Genomic DNA, 18,922 nt, shown 5'->3' with positions numbered 1-18,922 from the left:
AGGATGACCAAATGCACCCAGGGGATAAACACTCTTCGAAGGCGGAGTGAAGTCGATTCAGGGGTAGGGGAGCGTTGTATGCAGGTTGAAGGTGTACCGGAAGGAGCGCTGGACAGCATACAAGTGAGAATGCCGGTATGAGTAACGAAAAGATCAGTGAGAATCTGATCCGCCGAAAGCCCAAGGTTTCCTGAGGAAGGCTCGTCCGCTCAGGGTAAGTCGGGACCTAAGGCGAGGCCGAAAGGCGTAGTCGAAGGACAACAGGTTGAAATTCCTGTACCACCGTAAACCGTTATGAACGATGGGGTGACGCAGGAGGGTAGTGACGCGGACTGATGGATGTCCGTCTAAGCAGTGAGGCTGGTGTGTAGGCAAATCCGCACACTTATAAGGCTGGGCTGTGATGGGGAGCGAAAATTACAGTAGCGAAGGTCATGATCTCACACTGCCAAGAAAAGCCTCTAGTCAGGTGAAGGTGCCCGTACCGCAAACCGACACAGGTAGGCGAGAAGAGAATTCTAAGGCGCGCGGAAGAACTCTCGTTAAGGAACTCGGCAAAATGACCCCGTAACTTCGGGAGAAGGGGTGCCCCGGTAGTGTGAATAGCACGAGGGGGCCGCAGTGAAAAGGCCCAAGCGACTGTTTAGCAAAAACACAGGTCTGTGCGAAGCCGTAAGGCGAAGTATACGGGCTGACGCCTGCCCGGTGCTGGAAGGTTAAGGGGAGCGGTTAGGAGCAATCCGAAGCTGTGAACCGAAGCCCCAGTAAACGGCGGCCGTAACTATAACGGTCCTAAGGTAGCGAAATTCCTTGTCAGGTAAATTCTGACCCGCACGAATGGCGTAACGACTTGGGCGCTGTCTCAACGAGAGATCCGGTGAAATTTTAATACCTGTGAAGATGCAGGTTACCCGCGACAAGACGGAAAGACCCCATGGAGCTTTACTGCAGCTTGATATTGGATTTGGGTACGATCTGTACAGGATAGGTGGGAGCCGTTGAAACAGGAGCGCCAGCTTCTGTGGAGGCGCCGTTGGGATACCACCCTGATCGTATCTAGGTTCTAACTTGGTACCGTGATCCGGTGCGAGGACAGTGTCAGGCGGGCAGTTTGACTGGGGCGGTCGCCTCCTAAAGAGTAACGGAGGCGCCCCAAGGTTCCCTCAGAATGGTTGGAAATCATTCGAAGAGTGCAAAGGCATAAGGGAGCTTGACTGCGAGACCTACAAGTCGAGCAGGGACGAAAGTCGGGCTTAGTGATCCGGTGGTACCGCATGGAAGGGCCATCGCTCAACGGATAAAAGCTACCCTGGGGATAACAGGCTTATCTCCCCCAAGAGTCCACATCGACGGGGAGGTTTGGCACCTCGATGTCGGCTCATCGCATCCTGGGGCTGAAGTAGGTCCCAAGGGTTGGGCTGTTCGCCCATTAAAGCGGTACGCGAGCTGGGTTCAGAACGTCGTGAGACAGTTCGGTCCCTATCTGTCGTGGGCGTAGGAAATTTGAGAGGAGCTGTCCTTAGTACGAGAGGACCGGGATGGACGTACCGCTGGTGCACCAGTTGTTCCGCCAGGAGCATGGCTGGGTAGCTACGTACGGAAGGGATAAGCGCTGAAAGCATCTAAGCGTGAAGCCCCCCTCAAGATGAGATTTCCCAGTATGTAAGACCCCTTGAAGACCACGAGGTAGATAGGTTGGAGGTGGAAGTGCAGCAATGCATGGAGCTGACCAATACTAATCGGTCGAGGGCTTATCCTACAAGCTTTGCGAAGCAAAGCTAGCTACGAAAGCATTACGCTAATGATCAATCTAACAACGCACATTCGTTTCGTATCTAGTTTTCAGGTGATCAAAGCATCTTGATGGTGTACAAGTGGCACCTTCAAGACATCTTGATTACGGCATATGGCTATGCCGCATCCTGAATCACGTTTGGTGGTGATGGCGGAAGGGTTCCACGCGTACCCATCCCGAACACGACCGTTAAGCCTTCCAGCGCCGATGGTACTTGGACCGCAGGGTCCCGGGAGAGTAGGACACCGCCAAGCGTGAACTACATATTTTAAACATTGTTTAATAAGGCCCGTTGGTCAAGGGGTTAAGACACCTCCCTTTCACGGAGGTAACAGGGGTTCGAATCCCCTACGGGTCACCACTTTCCTTATAAACCTCTGGGGATGAGAATCCCGGTGGTTCTGGCATCAGATTGTATAATAATGACGCGGGGTGGAGCAGCTCGGTAGCTCGTCGGGCTCATAACCCGAAGGCCGCAGGTTCAAATCCTGCCCCCGCAACCAATTTTACATCGCTTAGCGATCATGCCTCATGGAACTGTGGTGTAGAGGCCTAACATGCCTGCCTGTCACGCAGGAGATCGCGGGTTCGAATCCCGTCAGTTCCGCCATCTTTAAATAGCTCCAGGGATGAGAATCCGATATTGGGTTCGTCGGAGCATACTCTTCGGGAGCATATGCTTCGCAGTCTCGAACGAAGAGAGAGTATCCCGTCAGTTCCGCCATCTTTAATATTTTATTACTTTATTACAGCTTAAATAGTTAAGAGCCATTAGCTCAGTTGGTAGAGCACCTGACTTTTAATCAGGGTGTCGAAGGTTCGAGTCCTTCATGGCTCATATGATTACGCGGTCGTGGCGGAATTGGCAGACGCGCACGGTTCAGGTCCGTGTGGGCTAACCCCCGTGGAGGTTCGAGTCCTCTCGACCGCACCAAATTTTGCGGACGTGGCTCAGCGGTAGAGCATCGCCTTGCCAAGGCGAGGGTCGCGGGTTCGATTCCCGTCGTCCGCTTTTAGTCTTATATCTGTTAACGGGACGTAGCTCAGCTTGGTAGAGCACCTGGTTTGGGACCAGGGGGTCGCATGTTCAAATCGTGTCGTCCCGACCATATTGAATACATTACACCACGGTTATCCTATTGGGATTAGCGTGGTTTTTTAGTATGGATTATGATATGACTTAAGTGTTCTAACTATAAGGAGGCGATCGGTATGAGTACATTTGGTGTATGCGGTAAGCTAAAAGCAAAGGATGGTCAAGGAGAAGCGTTGGCGAACGTATTACTTGAAGCGGCGGAGTCCATGCAATCACTCGAGGGCTGCGAATCCTATGTAGTAAGCATCTCCAACACGGATGCGGATACCGTCTGGGTGACAGAAGTTTGGAAAGATGAAGCATCTCATGCTGCATCATTAACCCTTGAGTCAACAAGATCCATAATTCAAAAAGGGCTGCCCCTGATTGCGAACATGGAAGGGGACAAGCTCCGAATCTTAGGTGGCAAGGGACTTAAATCGACTTAATTCTTCTCAGTGAGGATAAAAAAAGACGCCTGCAGCGTCTTTTAAAGGGGGTACTTTAAGGCTCCAGGTATGGATTGTGTCCGGCTGAATGCAGATCGGGATGGTTAGTCAGTGACAATGAGCGGTCCGTTTCAAAAAAGAGCTCAAAATTTAATCGTAATTAATGTGAGCCGGCCATATTATTGCCGGCTCTTTTTTTAAAGTTTACCGATTCTTCAAACCTGAATGTCAGTGATTAAATGTTCCAATGATATTTGTTGCGGCTCTTTAAACAATAAACTGCTGCAAGACTGAGGATAATCGCAGTGAATCCCTGAGTAATTATACAATCCTCAAGGGTGGTGTCTGGGCTAGGCCTGCTCCATTGCATTAAATAAAAGCTGCTAATGCCGCTCCCAGTAGTAAACATTCCATAAAATAGAAACGCCAGGGGAAGAGCTATGCCCATACCAATATTTTTAAAGAGTATCAAAATAAAAGATGCAAGATTCATATAAAGTACTGCAGCTGTATAAGCACCCACTAATTCCTCATTTGCATAATTTTTAATTGGCATTAAGGATGCTGTAAAGCAGAGTGAATAGATTAAACTCAATAATACTGGACGGATCCATCCGAACAAGACTACATTTAAAGGGTATGTCAACAGCAATTCTTTATGATGTAAGGAACCTATCTGATATAATGTAGCGATCATAGGGAATATTAAAACGGGAAATGTAACAAACAACAACAAATTTATGGATAAATCTGCATTATATTGTGCAGCCATTATAGAACAAGCCATAAAAAATAACGGAAGGAGTAACAAAATATATTGCGTTTTCCATAGGTATTGCCAATACATTATTTCTTGTTTAACCAAACCATGTATCCCTCCTCTAAAACAGGTACAGCAATCTTAGCCTTAGGGTAAATAGGCTCAGTGGCAATATATCTTAAAGCTATGATATTTTCTTCTAATATTGAGGTTTGAGTGATGAGAATATTTGTATTGCTCTTTATCGTTTCATACGTCGAAAGATCGGTCTCTAATGCCCAAACCTGTCCTTTAGCGAGCGAAATAATTTCTTGTATTGAAGAAAACTGTTCAATAGCTCCAGCCTTCATAAGAAGAGCCTGATCGCAGGTCATTGCAACATCTTCTGTAATATGAGTAGAGAGAATGATCAGCCTATTTTTTCCTAATCGTTTAATCAGATTTCGAAAACGTATCCGTTCTTCGGGGTCAAGACCGGCTGTAGGCTCATCAACAAGCAACAATGAGGGCTGATGAAGAATGGCTTGGGCGATTCCAAGTCTTTGTTTCATACCTCCCGAGAATGATCCGATAAGGTGATCAGCCTTCTCTTCAAGATTAACCTCTTTCAAAACGGAAGGAATTTCCTTAGACAACTGTCCGGAATCCATCCCACGCAATATGCCCATATATTCTAAATACTCTCTCGCTTTTAAACTAGGAAATACACCTGTCTGTTGAGGTAGATAACCTATCGTTTTTCTTATTTTTTCTGTGTCTTTACTCCAGCTGAGCTCATTCAGCGTAATATCACCAGAATCAGAAACATAAAAAGTTGACAATAGACGTAGAAAAGTCGTTTTACCAGCGCCATTTGGACCTAAGAGACCTATAATCCCCTTATCCAGAGTTAAAGATGTATTATGAAGAGCCACCTTTTTTCCAAACTTTTTCGTTATACCAGATATCTGTAACATTATTCTTCACCTTTTTTTAAATAGAATAGATTTAAAATCTCTTGATTTGGGAAAACATTCGGGTATACATATGCTTCATCAGGGTTAGCCTGCATTCCATAAAATGTCGAAACGTAATAAACATATGGTGGCAATTGTTCTAATTTATTGTACTTCTTGTTATTGTTATCAAAGATTTCTGCCAACCCCCTATTAATTCTTTCTGTTTTTTCCGCAGTTTGATATTTAGGAAATATCACATTGTCCACTTCAGTAAACCTCCCCATCAAAAATGTTGGACCATATGCGGTACCCGACCAATGAGAACGAGACAAACGCTGTAAATTTGATTTGATTTGTTTATGATTAGCAGGTTCCCAGTGGACTTCGTATTGTTCCTTAATAGCATTATTGTATGGGTCCCTTGCTTCGTCAGGGATCATGGGATACCAGGCTGTAGTAGAGACTAATTGAATGGTAGAAGGTCCAATTGGAATAAAGGAGTCGGTTTCTATATCCATCTGAAGTATTCCGGTTTTTTCAGGAATTTGTAATTTAACAAGATTACCTGACCGGCTCACGACTACAGCTTTATTATTCATGTGTATTGAGTTGATCTTAAAATCATCTAGCAAGGCAAACTCTATATCATCTTGTTCAGCCTCTATTTCAACATATACGGTGTATTTCAATTCATGGTTGCTCTGTCCATGGTTTAAATGAAATATATACTTGGTTATCCTATATCCAGATTGACTCTGCCCTTTATTTTCTGGAAAAGTTACGGATGAAGGGCTTAAGCTGTTTCCTCCAGTAATATAAGGGACGTAAGGTGAGAATAAAGGCAGCAAAACAGAAATAACTAGTAACAACGCAGCTGTTATTCTTATTTTGGTCTGAATTTTATATTTCGCTAATAGATAGCCAGAGAACAAAATAAGAAACATAAATATTCTCTGAATGAAATATCCTCGGTTGATCTCTAAACTTTCTAGCGGATTTGTAGAGAAAATTTGAATGATATTTGGGTCCCCATTGATGATCCACCCAGACCAGTTGCGTGGAATAAGGCCAATCATAGAATTGTAAGGCATAGTTAAAAACCAAATGACGACGATGAATAGATAACTGTAGAAGCTGGGGAGCCAGCTATACATGATATATCCAATCAAAATCGAGAAGAAGAACGGTATAAACCATACTAAGAGGGTATATACCAATGAACGATAGACATCTTCAGAGGTGATGTTGCTGTGAATGAGACCAATATAACTTAAAACCGCTGCATAAAATAAAACGTAAATAAAAGCAGATAGCATTAGCCAGTAAATAAGCTTCGCCATAAAATACTTCCGATATAAAGGTGTCACGGATAGAGCTTCATCAACCTGCTGAGTTTTGTCTGCACGGGCTGATTCCGCCCCATAAATAGACAATAACAGGGACATAATCATGATAAAGTAAACCATACCTGGAATAACCGTCAAATGGGTGATACTAGATCTTGGTAAAAAAATAGAGACGACAATTGTCACAGCAAAAATAAAAAGCCATATTGGCTTTCTAGTTAGCTGCTTAAATTCAGAAATAATGAGTCTAAACATAGCTGACGCTTCACCTACTTCAACAATAATTTTTTTAAGTGCTTAGTCATAGTTTTTACATCCCACTTTGTATGTATCTTATAATAAAACCATTAATTACCTCTCTAGTATATCAATATTTAAATATTAAGTCAGTAATTTCGTAATTTAGGAGAGAATACATTTGTCTCATAGCCCAGATTAAAATGCAGCCTCAATGTTTCGTTCTCTGCCGATGTGGTATATATAAAACAAGCGGGAAACGGTTGAAGATATTGCCCGAGACGGAAGTACACTGAACTGAATGAGACTTGATTGATATGATCGAAAGGATCTGATTCCAATGGAGCAGCTTTGGCTTGGACGAAGATGAAACCGAAAGGATCTGATTCCGATGCAGCATCAGGTGTGTTAACTGACAGTTTCTTTTGAATTCCGAAAGGATTTGATTCCGATGGACCATCTTCAACGGGAGTAAGCATGTACTCCCTGGATGCACAAAGGTAAGAATCTGGAGCAATGAACCATTGCCTGGTGAGACTATAACCGTTTCCCGCTTAAGGATCCCCTGCTTGCACATCAGGCAGGGGGTTCTTTTTTGTGCAGATGGATTTATAATGACAGGATAAAGATTACTATAGAACGTATAGGGGGACTTAAATATGCACATGGAAATTGAAAAAAAATTTTTGCTTGATCAAGACCCGGAGGAGCTCATCCGAGATGGAAGCTTACAGCCGCGGCGAAAGCAGTGCATAGAACAAACCTATCTGGCTCTAGATGGAGATCAGGAGCTGCGTGTAAGAAAGCTTGAGGACCTGCAGACCGGTTTGCTGGAATACACACATACGTTTAAAAGAGGATGGGGCATTGCCCGTGAAGAGGTAGAGATTGCAATATCTGAAGGGCTCTATGAACAGGTTATTGAAGCTCACCAGGCAATCCCGTTAATAAAAACACGACTTACGGCGGTATGGAATGGGCAAGTGGTGGAAATTGACGAATACACTCAGCTTCAGCTCCGCGTGATTGAGGTGGAGTTCTCTTCTTTGGAAGAGGCTGAGCGCTTTGAGCCTCCGGTCTGGTTTGGCCCAGACATCAGCCAGGACAAGCAGTATAGTAATAAAAAGGTGTGGCGTGAGCTTCAAAACAAGAAGTCTCCGACGGAATGACAACAACAGCCTGGATTCCCTTTATATCACGAGGTCAGGTTGGTGTTCCCTTTACGGTTTCTGATATGATAGGACGAGAAGGAGAGAGAGTCTATGAAAATACTAGTTTCCGGATTTGAACCGTTCGGCGGCAGCCGGGTTAACCCGACAGAGCAGCTGATTTTTGATCTGCAGTCATTGTCTTTTTCAGGGGTAGAAATTCGTACTGTATTGCTCCCCGTCGTATTCGATGAATGTGCCAGACTCCTGATCGAGGAAATCCGGTCCTTTCAGCCTGACGCAGTCCTCGCCTGCGGTGTAGCCGGGGGACGTGCTGACATAACACCAGAGCGGATCGCCATTAATATGAAGCACATCGCGGAGGATGCACCGTATCCTGATAACGCAGGTGTGAGACCCCATGAGCAGCCCATTGAGGAAGACGGCCAGGATGGCTTGTTCACCACGCTGCCCGTTTCCCGGATGGTGAAGACCATGAGAGAAGCTGGAATACCCGCATCGATTTCTTATTCTGCCGGAACCTATATTTGTAATAATACGATGTATGTGCTGTTGAATGAAATCAAGAAGACAGCGAATGCTATGCTTGGCGGCTTTATTCATTTTCCGGCGTCACCGGAGATGGCTGCAGCCAAGCCTGGCATGCCTTCTATGAGTCAGGAAAGCATGCTGAGAGGGCTTAAGGTTATGATTGAGGTCACGATTGAGGAGCTTCGAGCATTGGAACATCATCCCAAGCGTCAGGTTGGATCTTGCTCCATGTGAAGAAGCTCTAACCCACAGCCGCAAGATCATGTCAATACGTGCAGGATGGCAGATCATAATAAACACCCAGGGATCAGGTGATAAGCCTTCACTTGGTCTCTTTGATGTTGGCTGAAAGGTGATCCGAATGATCTATAACCTTCGTAACATGCTTGAAGTCTTTATATGGCTGCTGCAGAAGCGGGATCGTTTGTTTGGGTTAACAGGATTGAGGTTAATCAAGTTAGTAGGCATTTTGTTTAAATACATCGAAATTTCACATATAGCACTGTACGCTGCGGGAGCTCGCTGCTTCGGATGTACATGCTTAGCGCATCGAGAGGAGGAAGGGGCCAGATGAAAAAATATGATCTGATCGTGATCGGTGCCGGCTCCGGCGGATTGACCGCTGCCGTTGGCGCGATCCGGTTCGGAATTAAGGTTGCATTGATTGATAAGGACGCCCAGCCCGGTGGAGACTGCCTGCATACGGGCTGTGTTCCATCCAAGGCACTCATTGCGGCGGCCAATGACTTACATGACGCGCGCAAGACTGCGGAGGGATATGGGCTCAGTCTTACCGGCGAAGCCGATTATCTGGAAGCCTACCGTCGAGTTCAGGCGGCAAAGGCGGTCATTGCGCATCATGATGCGGCAGAGCATTTTGAAAGTATGGGAATTGATGTGTACCAGGGACATGCCAAGTTTCTAGATAATCATGCTATTCAAATCGATGGTCAGGAGACGCTGCAGGGCAAAAGAATCATCATTGCTGCCGGCTCCAGAGCCAAAGTGCCTGATATCGAGGGGCTCAAGGATATTGATTACCTGACGAACGAAAGTGTGTTTGACATGATGTCGCTTCCGAAGAGATTGGTGGTCATCGGCGCCGGACCGGTGGGACTGGAGCTGTCTCAGGCGTTGGCTCGCCTGGGCTCTCAGGTTACGCTGCTGGTCAAGGGAGATTCTTTGTTCCCGAAAGAAGACCATGATATTGCGGCCCGGGCCCAGTCACTAATGGAACAGGAGATGAGCATCGTCTACCATACTGAGGTGCAGAAGGTAGCGGCAGACGAAGCCGGTGTCAAAACCATTTACGGCCGCATAAACGGACATGAGCATACCTGGCAGGCAGAAGGGCTGTTGATTGCCACCGGGCGGATGCCGAATACAGACCAGCTGGATCTGCACCGAACCTCGGTGGAGGTGGACGGAGATCATATCGCTGTGCAAAAAAATCTACGAACGACGGCGCGCTCTATCTTCGCGATTGGTGATGTCATTAAGCCGTTTCCGTTTACCCATGCCGCTGGCATGGAGGGCAAGGTTGCCGTGTCTAACGCGGTATTCGGTTTAAGACGCAAGGTGAGCTATGATGCGGTGCCTTGGGTGACGTATACGGATCCGGAAATTTTTCATCTGGGCATGACGGAGAAGGAGGCCCGGGAACAGGCGGGAGATGATATACAGATATACATCACAGACCTCAAGGAGGTAGACCGTTTCATTACCGACCGCAGCACGGAAGGACTCGTCAAAATCATTGCAGATCAAAAGGGAAAAATTATGGGAGCACATGCTGTTGGCAAAGGGGCTGGTAACTGGATGCAGGAGGCGGTGTTTGCGAAGCAGCATGGCTGTAAAGTGAGCCATATTGCCGAAACGATTCATCCTTACCCGACCCATGGCGAGGCTCTGAAAAAGGCTTCAGGGCAGTATTGGGAAAAGAAGCTGTTTGACGGTCCGGTCTACAAGCTGCTGAAGGCTTACGTTAAATGGTTCCGATGATTGCTGCAGGAGACCAGCGTCGTCTGATCCTGGCGGGTGGGGGACATGCACATCTTCATGTTTTGAAGGAGCTCAGCCGACAGCCGATTCCACATGTAGAGGTTGTCCTGATTTCGCCATCGCCATTTCAATACTATTCCGGACTGATCTCTGGATATATCGAAGGCACCAATATCCTGGACGAAATTCGAGTGGACCTAAGAAGGCTGGCTGAAACGGCCGGCGTGCGCCTGGTGCAGGACCGTGTCATTTCCGTAGATGCCAAGTCCAGAGTAATCCACCTGGCGTCGCAGGAGTCGCTTTCATATGATGCTCTCTCCTTTGATATCGGTTCGCAGAGTGCCGGCACAGATACGTCAGGCGTCCTGTCATACGGGCTTCCCGTCAAGCCTTTGGAGCCGTTTATGAAATGGGCGGTCCAGGAGCATGGGGATGAAGCCGCGGTCGTGGTCGGAGGAGGTGCTGCTGGACTGGAACTCAGCCTGGCGCTGCAGGCTCGTAACCGGACAAAAGGCGGCTCTGTTTCGTTAATCAGTGCAGGCTCTTTACTTGGGATGAAGACAGGCTCACGCATGCACCGTCGTCTTACACAGATTGTTGCCAAACAAAATGTACGGCTGTATGAAAACGATGCGGCGCTCAAGGTGGATCAAGGCATCGTGACATTAACATCCGGCCGCAAGGTTCCATTTCAACATCTGATTTGGGCAGCAGGTCCCAAAGCACCGGACGTGTTTATGTCTTCAGGGCTGCAGGTCCGCGACGGCGGCTATCTGCTGGTGACGCCAAAGCTGCAGTCCGTGGATTACCCGGAGATTTTTGCTGCGGGTGATTGTGCCGCCTTGGACGGACATCGCCCTCTCCCCAAAGCCGGGGTGTATGCCGTCAGGGAGGCTCCGTATTTGTGGAGCAATCTACGCGCATTTTTCAGCGGCACGGAGCTTCAGGCATATTCACCGCAGCGTGACTATCTGTCGCTGATGTCGACGGGGAACCGCAAGGCGATTTTGCTATATAAGAAGGTGTTGCTCTACGGGCGATGGTGCTGGAAGCTAAAACGCTGGATTGACGAACGCTTTGTACGGCAGTATCAGCGGCTATATAAGAGATAGATAGAAAGGGGTGGCTGCATATGAAAAAGCCTATGGCTGCACTAATTCTATGGCTGTCAGCGGCGATGGTCCTATCCTCCTGCAGCTCCGGCAGTCTGGAAGTCGTGAGGAGTGCGGAGGATGCAAGCCTTCTTAGTGGCTCCAGCTGGGAACAGGTGGTTGATGAGGCTAAAGGTCAGCAGGTCAACTGGTATTTATGGGGCGGCAGTGATGTGATCAATTCGTATGTTGATCAGACGGTTGGCCGCGTGCTGAAGGACGAATACGGAGTTACGCTGAAGCGGATTCCGGTCAATGATACGGCTGAAGCTGTTAATAAGGTTCTGAATGAGAAGCAGGCAGGAAGGCATGAGGAAGGCAGCGTCGATTTAATCTGGATTAACGGAGAAAATTTCAATACCCTGAAGCAGGCAGAAGCGCTGTTCGGTCCTTTTGCTGAGATTCTTCCTAACGCACAATACGTCGATTACAGTAATCCTGCCATTCAAAAGGATTTTGGAAACGATACAGAGGGCATGGAATCGGTATGGGGAAGCGCCCAGTTTCAGTTCGTGTATAACGCAAGCACCGTAGATCCGGATGAACTGCCGCGAAGCTATGAAGAGCTGAAGGTGTGGATTCAGAATAATCCGGGTCGGTTTACATACAATGCTCCCCCTGATTTTATCGGTACACGATTTGTGAAGCAGCTGTTCTATGAGCTAAGCGGAGGCTATGAGCAGTGGGAAAAGCCGCTGGACCAAGCAGAATTCAAAAAAGCGGTTGAGCCGGTCTGGAGCTACTTGAATGAGATCAAGCCGCATTTATGGCGGGGTGGTGAAACATATCCGAAGTCCATCGCGGAGCTGCAGACGCTGTTTAACAACAATGAGGTCGATTTTACGTTTGTGCAGGATCTAGGAGGCATTCAGGCCGAGATTAACAAAGGCAGAATGCCGGAGACGGCAAGGCCTTATGTATTCCGCACCGGGACGATTGGAGATTATCATTATGTTGCCATTCCTTATAACGCCAAGCATAAAGCAGCGGCGATGGTGACGGCCAATCTGCTGCTGGAGCCGGAAATGCAGTTTAAGAAGATGGGGACGCAGGAGGGCTGGGGAGACGGTCTGGGAATCCATCCTGCCAAGCTGGAAGGGGAGGCTGCAAGCCAGTACAAGCAGATTCAAAGCGACGCCGGTGAAACCGCGGTGCCGGCAGAGGTTCTGCTGAAGCATAAGCTGCCGGATCTGTCGCCGGCGTACAATCAGGCGTTGGAGGAAGGCTGGAGGAAGCATGTTTTATTCCAAAAGTAAAAAAGCTCGCCTCTGGCTCCTCGCGGGGATGCTCCTGCCCTCCGTATTGGTCATTCTGGTGCCTGTTGGTGCAGGACTGTGGATTACGGGCGAACAGAGCCTGGGATATGTTCCGCTGATCGGCCAAACGGAGCTGTCTCTGGATGTATACCGGGAGCTGTTCGTGTCGCGAATCTTCTATAGCTCTCTCAGCTTCTCGCTCATGGTATCTCTGTTCTCTACGCTCATCTCCGCCGTCCTGGCGGTACTTCTGGCACTTTGGCTGAGAAGATATGTGAACAAGAGCAAGTGGCTGCAATTCTTGATTCAGTTTAATCTGCCGCTGCCTCATGTGGTGGGAGCGATGGCGATCTGGATGCTGTTAGGTCAGAGCGGGTATTTGTCGAGACTGGCATATTGGGCAGGCATAATTCAAGAGCCGGCTGCATTTCCGGTGCTGGTACAGGATCAAGTGGGCGCCGGCATTATACTGGAGTACATATGGAAGGAAGTTCCTTTCATTGCGGTATCCATTATCAGTATATTAAAAGCCTGGGTATTGCCGTACGAGCGTCAGCTGCGGCTTCTTGGCGCATCCTCCTGGCAGCGCTTCAGGCTGGTGACATTTCCGTTCATGCTGCCGCCGTTATTGTCTTCATCAATCATTGTATTTGCTTATACCTTTGGTTCCTTTGAGGTGCCGTACATATTAGGGTCGGTCAGTCAGCCGGCTCTGCCGATTCTTGCCTATGAGGCCTATACCAATCCGGATTTGACCTATCGCCCGGAAGCGATGGCGATCAACATGGTCATTACGTTGATTAGTGTGGTGTTAGTGTTCTTATACTTGAAATGGGGTGAACATCATACGGTACAGCAGTCTTAAGCAAAGGAGCGGGTATGCCGGGGTCTTTCTCCTGCTGCTGGCCGTGTTTATTCTTCCGTTCGTGCCGCTGCTGATCTGGTCCTTCTCGCTGCAATGGCGGTTTCCGGAGCTGCTGCCAGTCTTTAGTCTCCGTGCATGGTCCTATGTGTTCTCGTCTCATTCCCAGGTATGGACCTCCATTTTGAACAGTTTGGGGCTTGCAGCAGCGACAAGTGTGATCTCGCAGCTGGTTGCGTATCCGGCAGCAAGAGCTCTCGGCTTGTATATTCAACGGGGGAATCGCTGGATTCGCCTCGCACTGATTGCCCCCATTCTGATTCCCGGCATTGCCATTGCGGTCGGAGTACATGTGTTTTTTCTTCAGATCGGGCTGTCTGACAGCTGGCTGGGTGTGCTGCTTGCTCATCTTATTCCGGCAGCGCCATACTCGATCTATTTGCTATATGGCTTCTACGCCGGCTATGATTCCGGATATGAGAAGCAGCTGCGCCTGCTGGGTGCCACGCGCTGGCAGTCGTTTGTTCAGGCTGAGCTGCCCCTGTTGAAGCCGGTGCTCACGCTGAGTATTCTGTTCAGCTTTCTGAACTCCTGGAGTCAGTATTTATTTACGCTGTTCATCGGCGGGGGAAGCTTGATTACACTGCCGATGCTGCTCTTCAGCACACTTTCTAGCGGAGATTACAGTCTGATGGGAGCTTTAAGCATGGTATTTGTTATTCCTGCGTTGTTGGTTGTGATCTACAGTGCAAGAGAAACACAGGTGGATCAATTTGCTGAAAAGGGGGAAGCGGCATGACCGCCATTACAAAAGAGCCGTTCCTGCAGGTGTCCGGTATCGGCTGCAGCTACAGCTCATCGTTTACTCTGGCCGAACAATCCTTTACGCTGGAGAAAGGACAGCTGCTCGTGATCCTGGGACCTTCGGGAAGCGGAAAATCAACGCTGCTGCAGCTGCTGGCCGGTCTTCTTCATCCAGAGCGGGGCAGCATCATCATGGGCGGCCGTCGTATTCATCAGCTTCCACCGGAGAAGCGGGGATTGTCCATGATCTTTCAGAAGCCTTATCTGCTGCCGTTCTTAAGCGTCGGACATAATGTTGAAATCGGATTAAAGCTGAAGGGCGTAAAGCCGAAGGAAAGAAAAGCCAAAGCGGAGCAGCTCTTGGCGGAGGTGGGACTTGCGGGCTTTTACTCGCGGTCCTTGTCCTCATTATCCGGTGGCCAAGAGCAGCGCGCAGCGCTGGCCCGGTCATTGATCATTGAGCCGGAGCTGCTGCTGCTCGATGAGCCATTCAGCCAGCTGGACCCGCTGCTTCGCAGGCAGATGGGCAGCTGGCTTGCAGATCTCAAGCGTACGCGCGAGGTTCCAATGATCATGGTGACGCATGACCGGGAAGAGGCCATGACGCTGGGCGACCGGTTTCTCCTGGTGAATCAGGGGAAGCGAGAGCAGTACGGGACCTTGGAGGATCTGTACTATCGTCCGGCAAGCCCGTGGGCAGCGGCATTTATGGGGATGGACAACAGGCTGAGAGGGATCAAGCTGGGGAGCCGGGTGCGTACCCTGTTTGGAGAGCTGCCGCTTCATCCCTCACTGGCTTCATTACGTGATGGACCGGTTCAGGCTGCATTAAGATCCGAATGGCTGATTCTGGATTCTTCATCTCCGGTGCAGGGAGAGGTGCGGCGTGTTTCTTTTCGGGGAGATCATACGCTGCTGGAGCTGGAGGCTCAAGACGAGCACCTGGTGATGAAGCTGCCCGGACTGGTGCAGCATGTTCCCGGTCAGCGATTAGGCATTCAATACAATCGGGATGAGCTGTGGTGCTTTCCCATGTAAGAAGGAGGGGAGAAAATGCTGGACTCTTATGCTAGAAATACCGTTCAGCCGATCATCCATCGGGGCGCCATCGTCCTTCACAAAGCCGGCCTGTCGGCGAATGCGGTCAGCTGGATCGCAATGACGCTCGGAGTCGGCAGTGCCGCGGTGTTCCTGGCTGGCTATCCGGCTGCCGCTGTTGTGATGTTATGGCTTTCCGGCTATCTGGATGCTGTGGATGGAACCATTGCACGCATGACCAAGCCCTCCAAATGGGGCAATGTGCTGGATATTGTGTTTGATCGTATCGTTGAAGGGGCTATGATGTCCGCCCTGGTTCTAGCGTATTCCGGTGCAAATGCACCGTTAATTTTGAGCCTGGCTGGAATTCTGGTCGTGGTGACAACCTTTTTGGTGACAGGAAATGTGATTGAGAATTCAGGCATAAAAGGGTTTCATTATAACCCCGGGATCTTGGAGCGGACGGAATCCTTTGCTTTTTTTACCGTGATGATGCTGTTTTCTTCGGTGGCGTTTGCCGCGGCCTGGATCTTTTTCAGCCTGTTAGTTCTTACTGCGATCAAGCATCTGTGGGATGTGTACACCTGGTTGAAGCGCCATGGGGCTTAAAAAGCTAGCACGGCGGCATTCTATTTCACATGTAAGGGAGAGGGAAATATGCGTATTGATTTGACAGGGAAAATGGCTCTGGTCACTGGGGGTACGGGCCAGCTCGGTCGGGTAATGATTTCTACACTCGCGGAGTGCGGAGCTGATATCGTCATTCATTACCGGAGTAATGCGGAGAAAGCGAATCAGCTGCTTCAGGAGGTTCTGCAGACCGGAAGAAAAGCAATGATCGTTCAAGGAGATATCACGAGCCAGGAATCCGTGATGCAGATGAAGGAGCAGATTCAAGCCAGTCTGGGCAGGCTTCCAGATATTACGGTTGCCAATGCTGTCGAGCAGTACGCCTGGACCTCGGTTCTAGAGCAGGATCCCCGTGATTATCAGAGTCAGTTCGACAGCTGTGTGATGCAGAGCGTTTATCTTGCCAAAGCCTTCATTCCTTCCATGGCCGAGAGAGGTTACGGAAGGTTTATCGGGATCAATACGGAATGCTCCATGCAGAATTTCCCGAACCAATCAGCGTACACCGCTGGAAAAAGAGGGATGGACGGCGTCTATCGCGTACTGGCGAAGGAGGTAGGGGAGCAGGGGATTACGGTCAATCAGGTCGCCCCGGGATGGACGGTCAGTGACCGGGATCGGGATCAAGGCACAGAGCATAACGCCTCTTATGAGCAGCAGGTTCCCCTGCGGCGCCGGGGTACGGATCAGGAAATTGCCAATATGGTGGCTTTTCTTGCATCAGATCTGGCTTCTTTTACGACAGGCGCGTACATTCCTGTCTGCGGCGGTAACGTCATGCCGGCCATTTAGTCATTCCAAGGAGGCGTCCTGAACCTTTTTTCATCTCGGCTTAAATGTGATAGAATAGTCATATTCGCACTTGAACATGAACTAACTTACTTGAGCCGGAGGGTACCATGGAGCTTATTAATTTATCAGAAGTACAGCAGATGCTGAACAAGCTGCAGGATCAGGAGCTTTACGTCCATCTGGAGCTGACTACAGGTGCATATGCTGCGCATGTGGACAGCTCCCGACATCCTGCGGCTAATTTTATAACCAATGCCAAGGTGTGCTATTCCAGTGGAAAAATTTCTGGAGCAGGACCCTACCGGGTTGGCTTGAAGACCGAAGAGGGCTGGGTTTACGCGGAAGGACTCACGCACTTTGAGGAGAGCGATACAGAACGCCTGATTTTGGCAGGCCATGATAGTCAGGGCAAACTGGTCGTTGCATTGCAGCTCAGCCAGGAGCCTTTTTAAGGAACAGGAGATGAACGACATGATGACAAAAAGGGTCCTGGTTGTATTTCCGCACCCAGACGATGAAGCCTTCGGCACTTCCGGGACATTGGCGAAGCTAATTCACGAGGGCTGGCAGGTCACCTATGCCTGTCTTACGCTTGGCGAAATGGGCCGGAACATGGGGGTGCCTCCCTTTGCCAATCGGATTACGCTTCCGGCCATTCGTAAGCTGGAGCTGGAGGAATCCTGCAAGGCGATCGGAATACAGGATGTAAGAATGCTGGGCTTCCATGACAAGATGGTGGAATTTGAAGAGCCGGAAGTGATCGACGGTGAAATGAAGAAGCTTCTGGATGAGGTAAAGCCATCGCTGGTGATTACCTTCTATCCCGGATACAGCGTTCATCCGGATCATGATGCTACAGGGGCTTCTGTGATCCGGACGATTCAGAGACTGCCGAAGGATGAGCGCCCCGAGGTGCATTGCCTTGCATTTTCCAACGGCTGTCGGGATTACATTGGAGAGCCTGATGTATATCAGGATGTTGAGGAATATATAGATCAGAAGATCCAATCGATTACAGCACATCGTTCGCAGTTTCAAGCCCCGGAGCTCGTGGGCGACAAGAAGCTGTCCCGAGAAGATATGGTTCTGCGATTTGGTGTGGAAAGCTTTTGGACCTACCCTTTTGAAGGGTAATCTAACAGATTTAAATTCATAGAGAAAGCGGGAGCGGTATGGGTCGCAAATGGAATAATATTAAGGAAAAGAAAGCCTCCAAGGATGCAAATACGAGCCGGATTTATGCGAAATTCGGCGTAGAAATTTATGTGGCTGCAAAGAAGGGTGAGCCGGACCCGGAGTCGAACCGAGCGCTGAAGGTCGTTCTGGAGCGGGCCAAAACCTATAACGTGCCTAAAGCCATTATTGATCGGGCATTGGATAAAGCAAAGGGCAGCGGCGAAGAAACGTACACAGAGCTTCGTTATGAGGGCTTCGGTCCCAACGGCGCTATGGTCATTGTCGATACGCTGACGAATAACGTGAACCGGACGGCATCAGATGTCCGCTCTGCATTTAACAAGAATGGCGGCAATATGGGCGTCAGCGGATCGGTAGCTTATATGTTCGACTCCACGGCCGTGTTTGGTATGACCGGTAAATCGCTGGACGAGGTGTTCGAGCTTATGATGGAGGCCGACATCGAAGTGCGTGACATCGTGGAAGAGGATGATGTCGTCATTATTTACGCAGAGCCGGATCAGTATCACGAGGTCCAGGAGGCGCTGAAGCAAGCCGGCGTTACTGAATTCACGGTTGCTGAATTGAGCATGCTGCCTCAAACCTATGTCAGCCTGCCCGAGGATTCCATTCCACAATTCGAGAAGCTGATCGATGCGCTTGAGGATCTGGAGGATGTGCAGCAGGTATACCACAACGTGGAGTATGACGAGGAGTAAGCATGAACTCACTTTTTGTGTAGAACAATTATACAAAGAATAGGAGTCAGTTGCCTTAATAGTTGCGGGATGACTCTAAAATACGTATGATAGAACTATAATTCAGCACGGAGATGTAACTGGCGTAGCATGGGAAACCATGGGGGAGCATCATCGTGGATATCGCCGTACGCCTGGGCAGAGGTAAGGAGTG

At 49.0% G+C, this 18,922-nt stretch carries 17 protein-coding genes, 7 tRNA genes, 2 rRNA genes and 1 riboswitch (1 of these 27 only partly in view); of the genes, 23 read left to right on the top strand and 3 right to left on the bottom strand.

Annotation, left to right across the window (positions count from 1 at the left end; translation table 11 throughout):
* From E6C60_RS11210 to E6C60_RS11165, 10 genes are all read left to right on the top strand, one after another.
* A 23S ribosomal RNA gene (locus tag E6C60_RS11210) occupies positions 1-1,759 on the top strand (it extends 1,331 nt beyond the left edge of the window).
* Positions 1,760-1,932: 173 nt separating this feature from the next.
* Positions 1,933-2,049, top strand: a 5S ribosomal RNA gene (gene rrf / locus E6C60_RS11205).
* A gap of 32 nt (positions 2,050-2,081) precedes the next feature.
* Positions 2,082-2,156: transfer RNA gene (locus E6C60_RS11200), tRNA-Glu, on the top strand.
* A gap of 65 nt (positions 2,157-2,221) precedes the next feature.
* Positions 2,222-2,298 (top strand) — tRNA-Met (locus tag E6C60_RS11195).
* Positions 2,299-2,328: 30 nt separating this feature from the next.
* Positions 2,329-2,405: transfer RNA gene (locus E6C60_RS11190), tRNA-Asp, on the top strand.
* Positions 2,406-2,560: 155 nt separating this feature from the next.
* Positions 2,561-2,633, top strand: a tRNA-Lys gene (locus E6C60_RS11185).
* Between the two features lie 9 nt (positions 2,634-2,642).
* Positions 2,643-2,729, top strand: a tRNA-Leu gene (locus tag E6C60_RS11180).
* 6 nt (positions 2,730-2,735) lie between these two features.
* Positions 2,736-2,807: transfer RNA gene (locus E6C60_RS11175), tRNA-Gly, on the top strand.
* Positions 2,808-2,827: 20 nt separating this feature from the next.
* A tRNA-Pro gene (locus E6C60_RS11170) sits at positions 2,828-2,904 on the top strand.
* A 103-nt stretch (positions 2,905-3,007) separates the two neighbouring features.
* Positions 3,008-3,319, top strand: coding sequence for a putative quinol monooxygenase (locus E6C60_RS11165; protein WP_138225922.1), 312 nt, complete (start codon positions 3,008-3,010; stop codon positions 3,317-3,319).
* A 235-nt stretch (positions 3,320-3,554) separates the two neighbouring features.
* Here E6C60_RS11165 and E6C60_RS11160 read toward each other — a convergent pair whose 3' ends face one another.
* The 3 genes from E6C60_RS11160 to E6C60_RS11150 are packed head-to-tail and all read right to left on the bottom strand — an operon-like array spanning position 3,555 to position 6,618.
* On the bottom strand, positions 3,555-4,184 hold the full coding sequence (locus E6C60_RS11160) for a hypothetical protein (RefSeq protein WP_138225921.1): 630 nt from the start codon (positions 4,182-4,184) through the stop codon (positions 3,555-3,557).
* A complete protein-coding gene (locus E6C60_RS11155) occupies positions 4,166-5,035 on the bottom strand; it encodes an ABC transporter ATP-binding protein (protein ID WP_138225920.1) in 870 nt (289 codons plus the stop codon). The genes E6C60_RS11160 and E6C60_RS11155 overlap by 19 nt, the downstream gene beginning before the upstream one ends.
* Positions 5,035-6,618: an ABC-2 transporter permease gene (locus E6C60_RS11150; RefSeq protein WP_138225919.1), complete on the bottom strand. Its 1,584-nt coding sequence runs from the start codon at positions 6,616-6,618 to the stop codon at positions 5,035-5,037. Before E6C60_RS11150 ends, E6C60_RS11155 begins: the two co-directional genes overlap by 1 nt.
* A gap of 641 nt (positions 6,619-7,259) precedes the next feature.
* Here E6C60_RS11150 and E6C60_RS11145 point away from each other — a divergent pair.
* The 13 genes from E6C60_RS11145 to E6C60_RS11085 all read left to right on the top strand — a co-directional run bounded on the left by E6C60_RS11145 (position 7,260) and on the right by E6C60_RS11085 (position 18,729).
* Positions 7,260-7,769, top strand: coding sequence for a CYTH domain-containing protein (locus tag E6C60_RS11145; RefSeq protein WP_138225918.1), 510 nt, complete (start codon positions 7,260-7,262; stop codon positions 7,767-7,769).
* Between the two features lie 93 nt (positions 7,770-7,862).
* Positions 7,863-8,534 (top strand): pyroglutamyl-peptidase I, encoded by a 672-nt coding sequence (gene pcp / locus E6C60_RS11140; RefSeq protein WP_138225917.1) that lies wholly within the window; start codon positions 7,863-7,865, stop codon positions 8,532-8,534.
* 336 nt (positions 8,535-8,870) lie between these two features.
* Complete coding sequence (locus E6C60_RS11135) at positions 8,871-10,301, top strand: dihydrolipoyl dehydrogenase family protein (RefSeq protein ID WP_138225916.1); 1,431 nt, start codon at positions 8,871-8,873, stop codon at positions 10,299-10,301.
* Positions 10,289-11,413, top strand: a complete 1,125-nt coding sequence (locus E6C60_RS11130) for an FAD-dependent oxidoreductase (protein ID WP_138225915.1) — start codon at positions 10,289-10,291, stop codon at positions 11,411-11,413. The genes E6C60_RS11135 and E6C60_RS11130 overlap by 13 nt, the downstream gene beginning before the upstream one ends.
* Positions 11,414-11,433: 20 nt before the next feature.
* Entirely contained in the window at positions 11,434-12,708 is a 1,275-nt protein-coding gene (locus E6C60_RS11125; RefSeq protein ID WP_138225914.1) for an ABC transporter substrate-binding protein, read from the top strand.
* On the top strand, positions 12,689-13,573 hold the full coding sequence (locus tag E6C60_RS11120; protein ID WP_138225913.1) for an ABC transporter permease: 885 nt from the start codon (positions 12,689-12,691) through the stop codon (positions 13,571-13,573). The genes E6C60_RS11125 and E6C60_RS11120 overlap by 20 nt, the downstream gene beginning before the upstream one ends.
* Positions 13,545-14,369 (top strand): ABC transporter permease, encoded by an 825-nt coding sequence (locus tag E6C60_RS11115; protein WP_138225912.1) that lies wholly within the window; start codon positions 13,545-13,547, stop codon positions 14,367-14,369. Before E6C60_RS11120 ends, E6C60_RS11115 begins: the two co-directional genes overlap by 29 nt.
* Complete coding sequence (locus E6C60_RS11110; RefSeq protein ID WP_138225911.1) at positions 14,366-15,412, top strand: ABC transporter ATP-binding protein; 1,047 nt, start codon at positions 14,366-14,368, stop codon at positions 15,410-15,412. Before E6C60_RS11115 ends, E6C60_RS11110 begins: the two co-directional genes overlap by 4 nt.
* A 15-nt stretch (positions 15,413-15,427) precedes the next feature.
* A complete protein-coding gene (locus tag E6C60_RS11105; protein WP_138225910.1) occupies positions 15,428-16,021 on the top strand; it encodes a CDP-alcohol phosphatidyltransferase family protein in 594 nt (197 codons plus the stop codon).
* 48 nt (positions 16,022-16,069) lie between these two features.
* On the top strand, positions 16,070-16,834 hold the full coding sequence (locus E6C60_RS11100; protein ID WP_138225909.1) for an SDR family NAD(P)-dependent oxidoreductase: 765 nt from the start codon (positions 16,070-16,072) through the stop codon (positions 16,832-16,834).
* Positions 16,835-16,941: 107 nt separating this feature from the next.
* Positions 16,942-17,286 carry a YojF family protein gene (locus tag E6C60_RS11095; protein WP_138225908.1) on the top strand — a complete coding sequence of 115 codons (345 nt, stop codon included), beginning with the start codon at positions 16,942-16,944 and terminating at the stop codon, positions 17,284-17,286.
* A gap of 22 nt (positions 17,287-17,308) precedes the next feature.
* Positions 17,309-17,968: a bacillithiol biosynthesis deacetylase BshB2 gene (gene bshB2, locus E6C60_RS11090; RefSeq protein WP_138227760.1), complete on the top strand. Its 660-nt coding sequence runs from the start codon at positions 17,309-17,311 to the stop codon at positions 17,966-17,968.
* A 38-nt stretch (positions 17,969-18,006) separates the two neighbouring features.
* Positions 18,007-18,729 (top strand): YebC/PmpR family DNA-binding transcriptional regulator, encoded by a 723-nt coding sequence (locus E6C60_RS11085; RefSeq protein WP_138225907.1) that lies wholly within the window; start codon positions 18,007-18,009, stop codon positions 18,727-18,729.
* Between the two features lie 105 nt (positions 18,730-18,834).
* Positions 18,835-18,915: riboswitch (ZMP/ZTP riboswitch) on the top strand.
* Positions 18,916-18,922 lie beyond the last annotated feature (7 nt).

This window comes from Paenibacillus algicola (assembly GCF_005577435.1).
In the GTDB taxonomy this organism is placed as follows: domain Bacteria; phylum Bacillota; class Bacilli; order Paenibacillales; family Paenibacillaceae; genus Paenibacillus_AQ; species Paenibacillus_AQ algicola.
The sequence above is the reverse complement of the archived record's forward strand: the minus strand, read 5'-3'. Positions and strand labels throughout refer to the sequence as shown.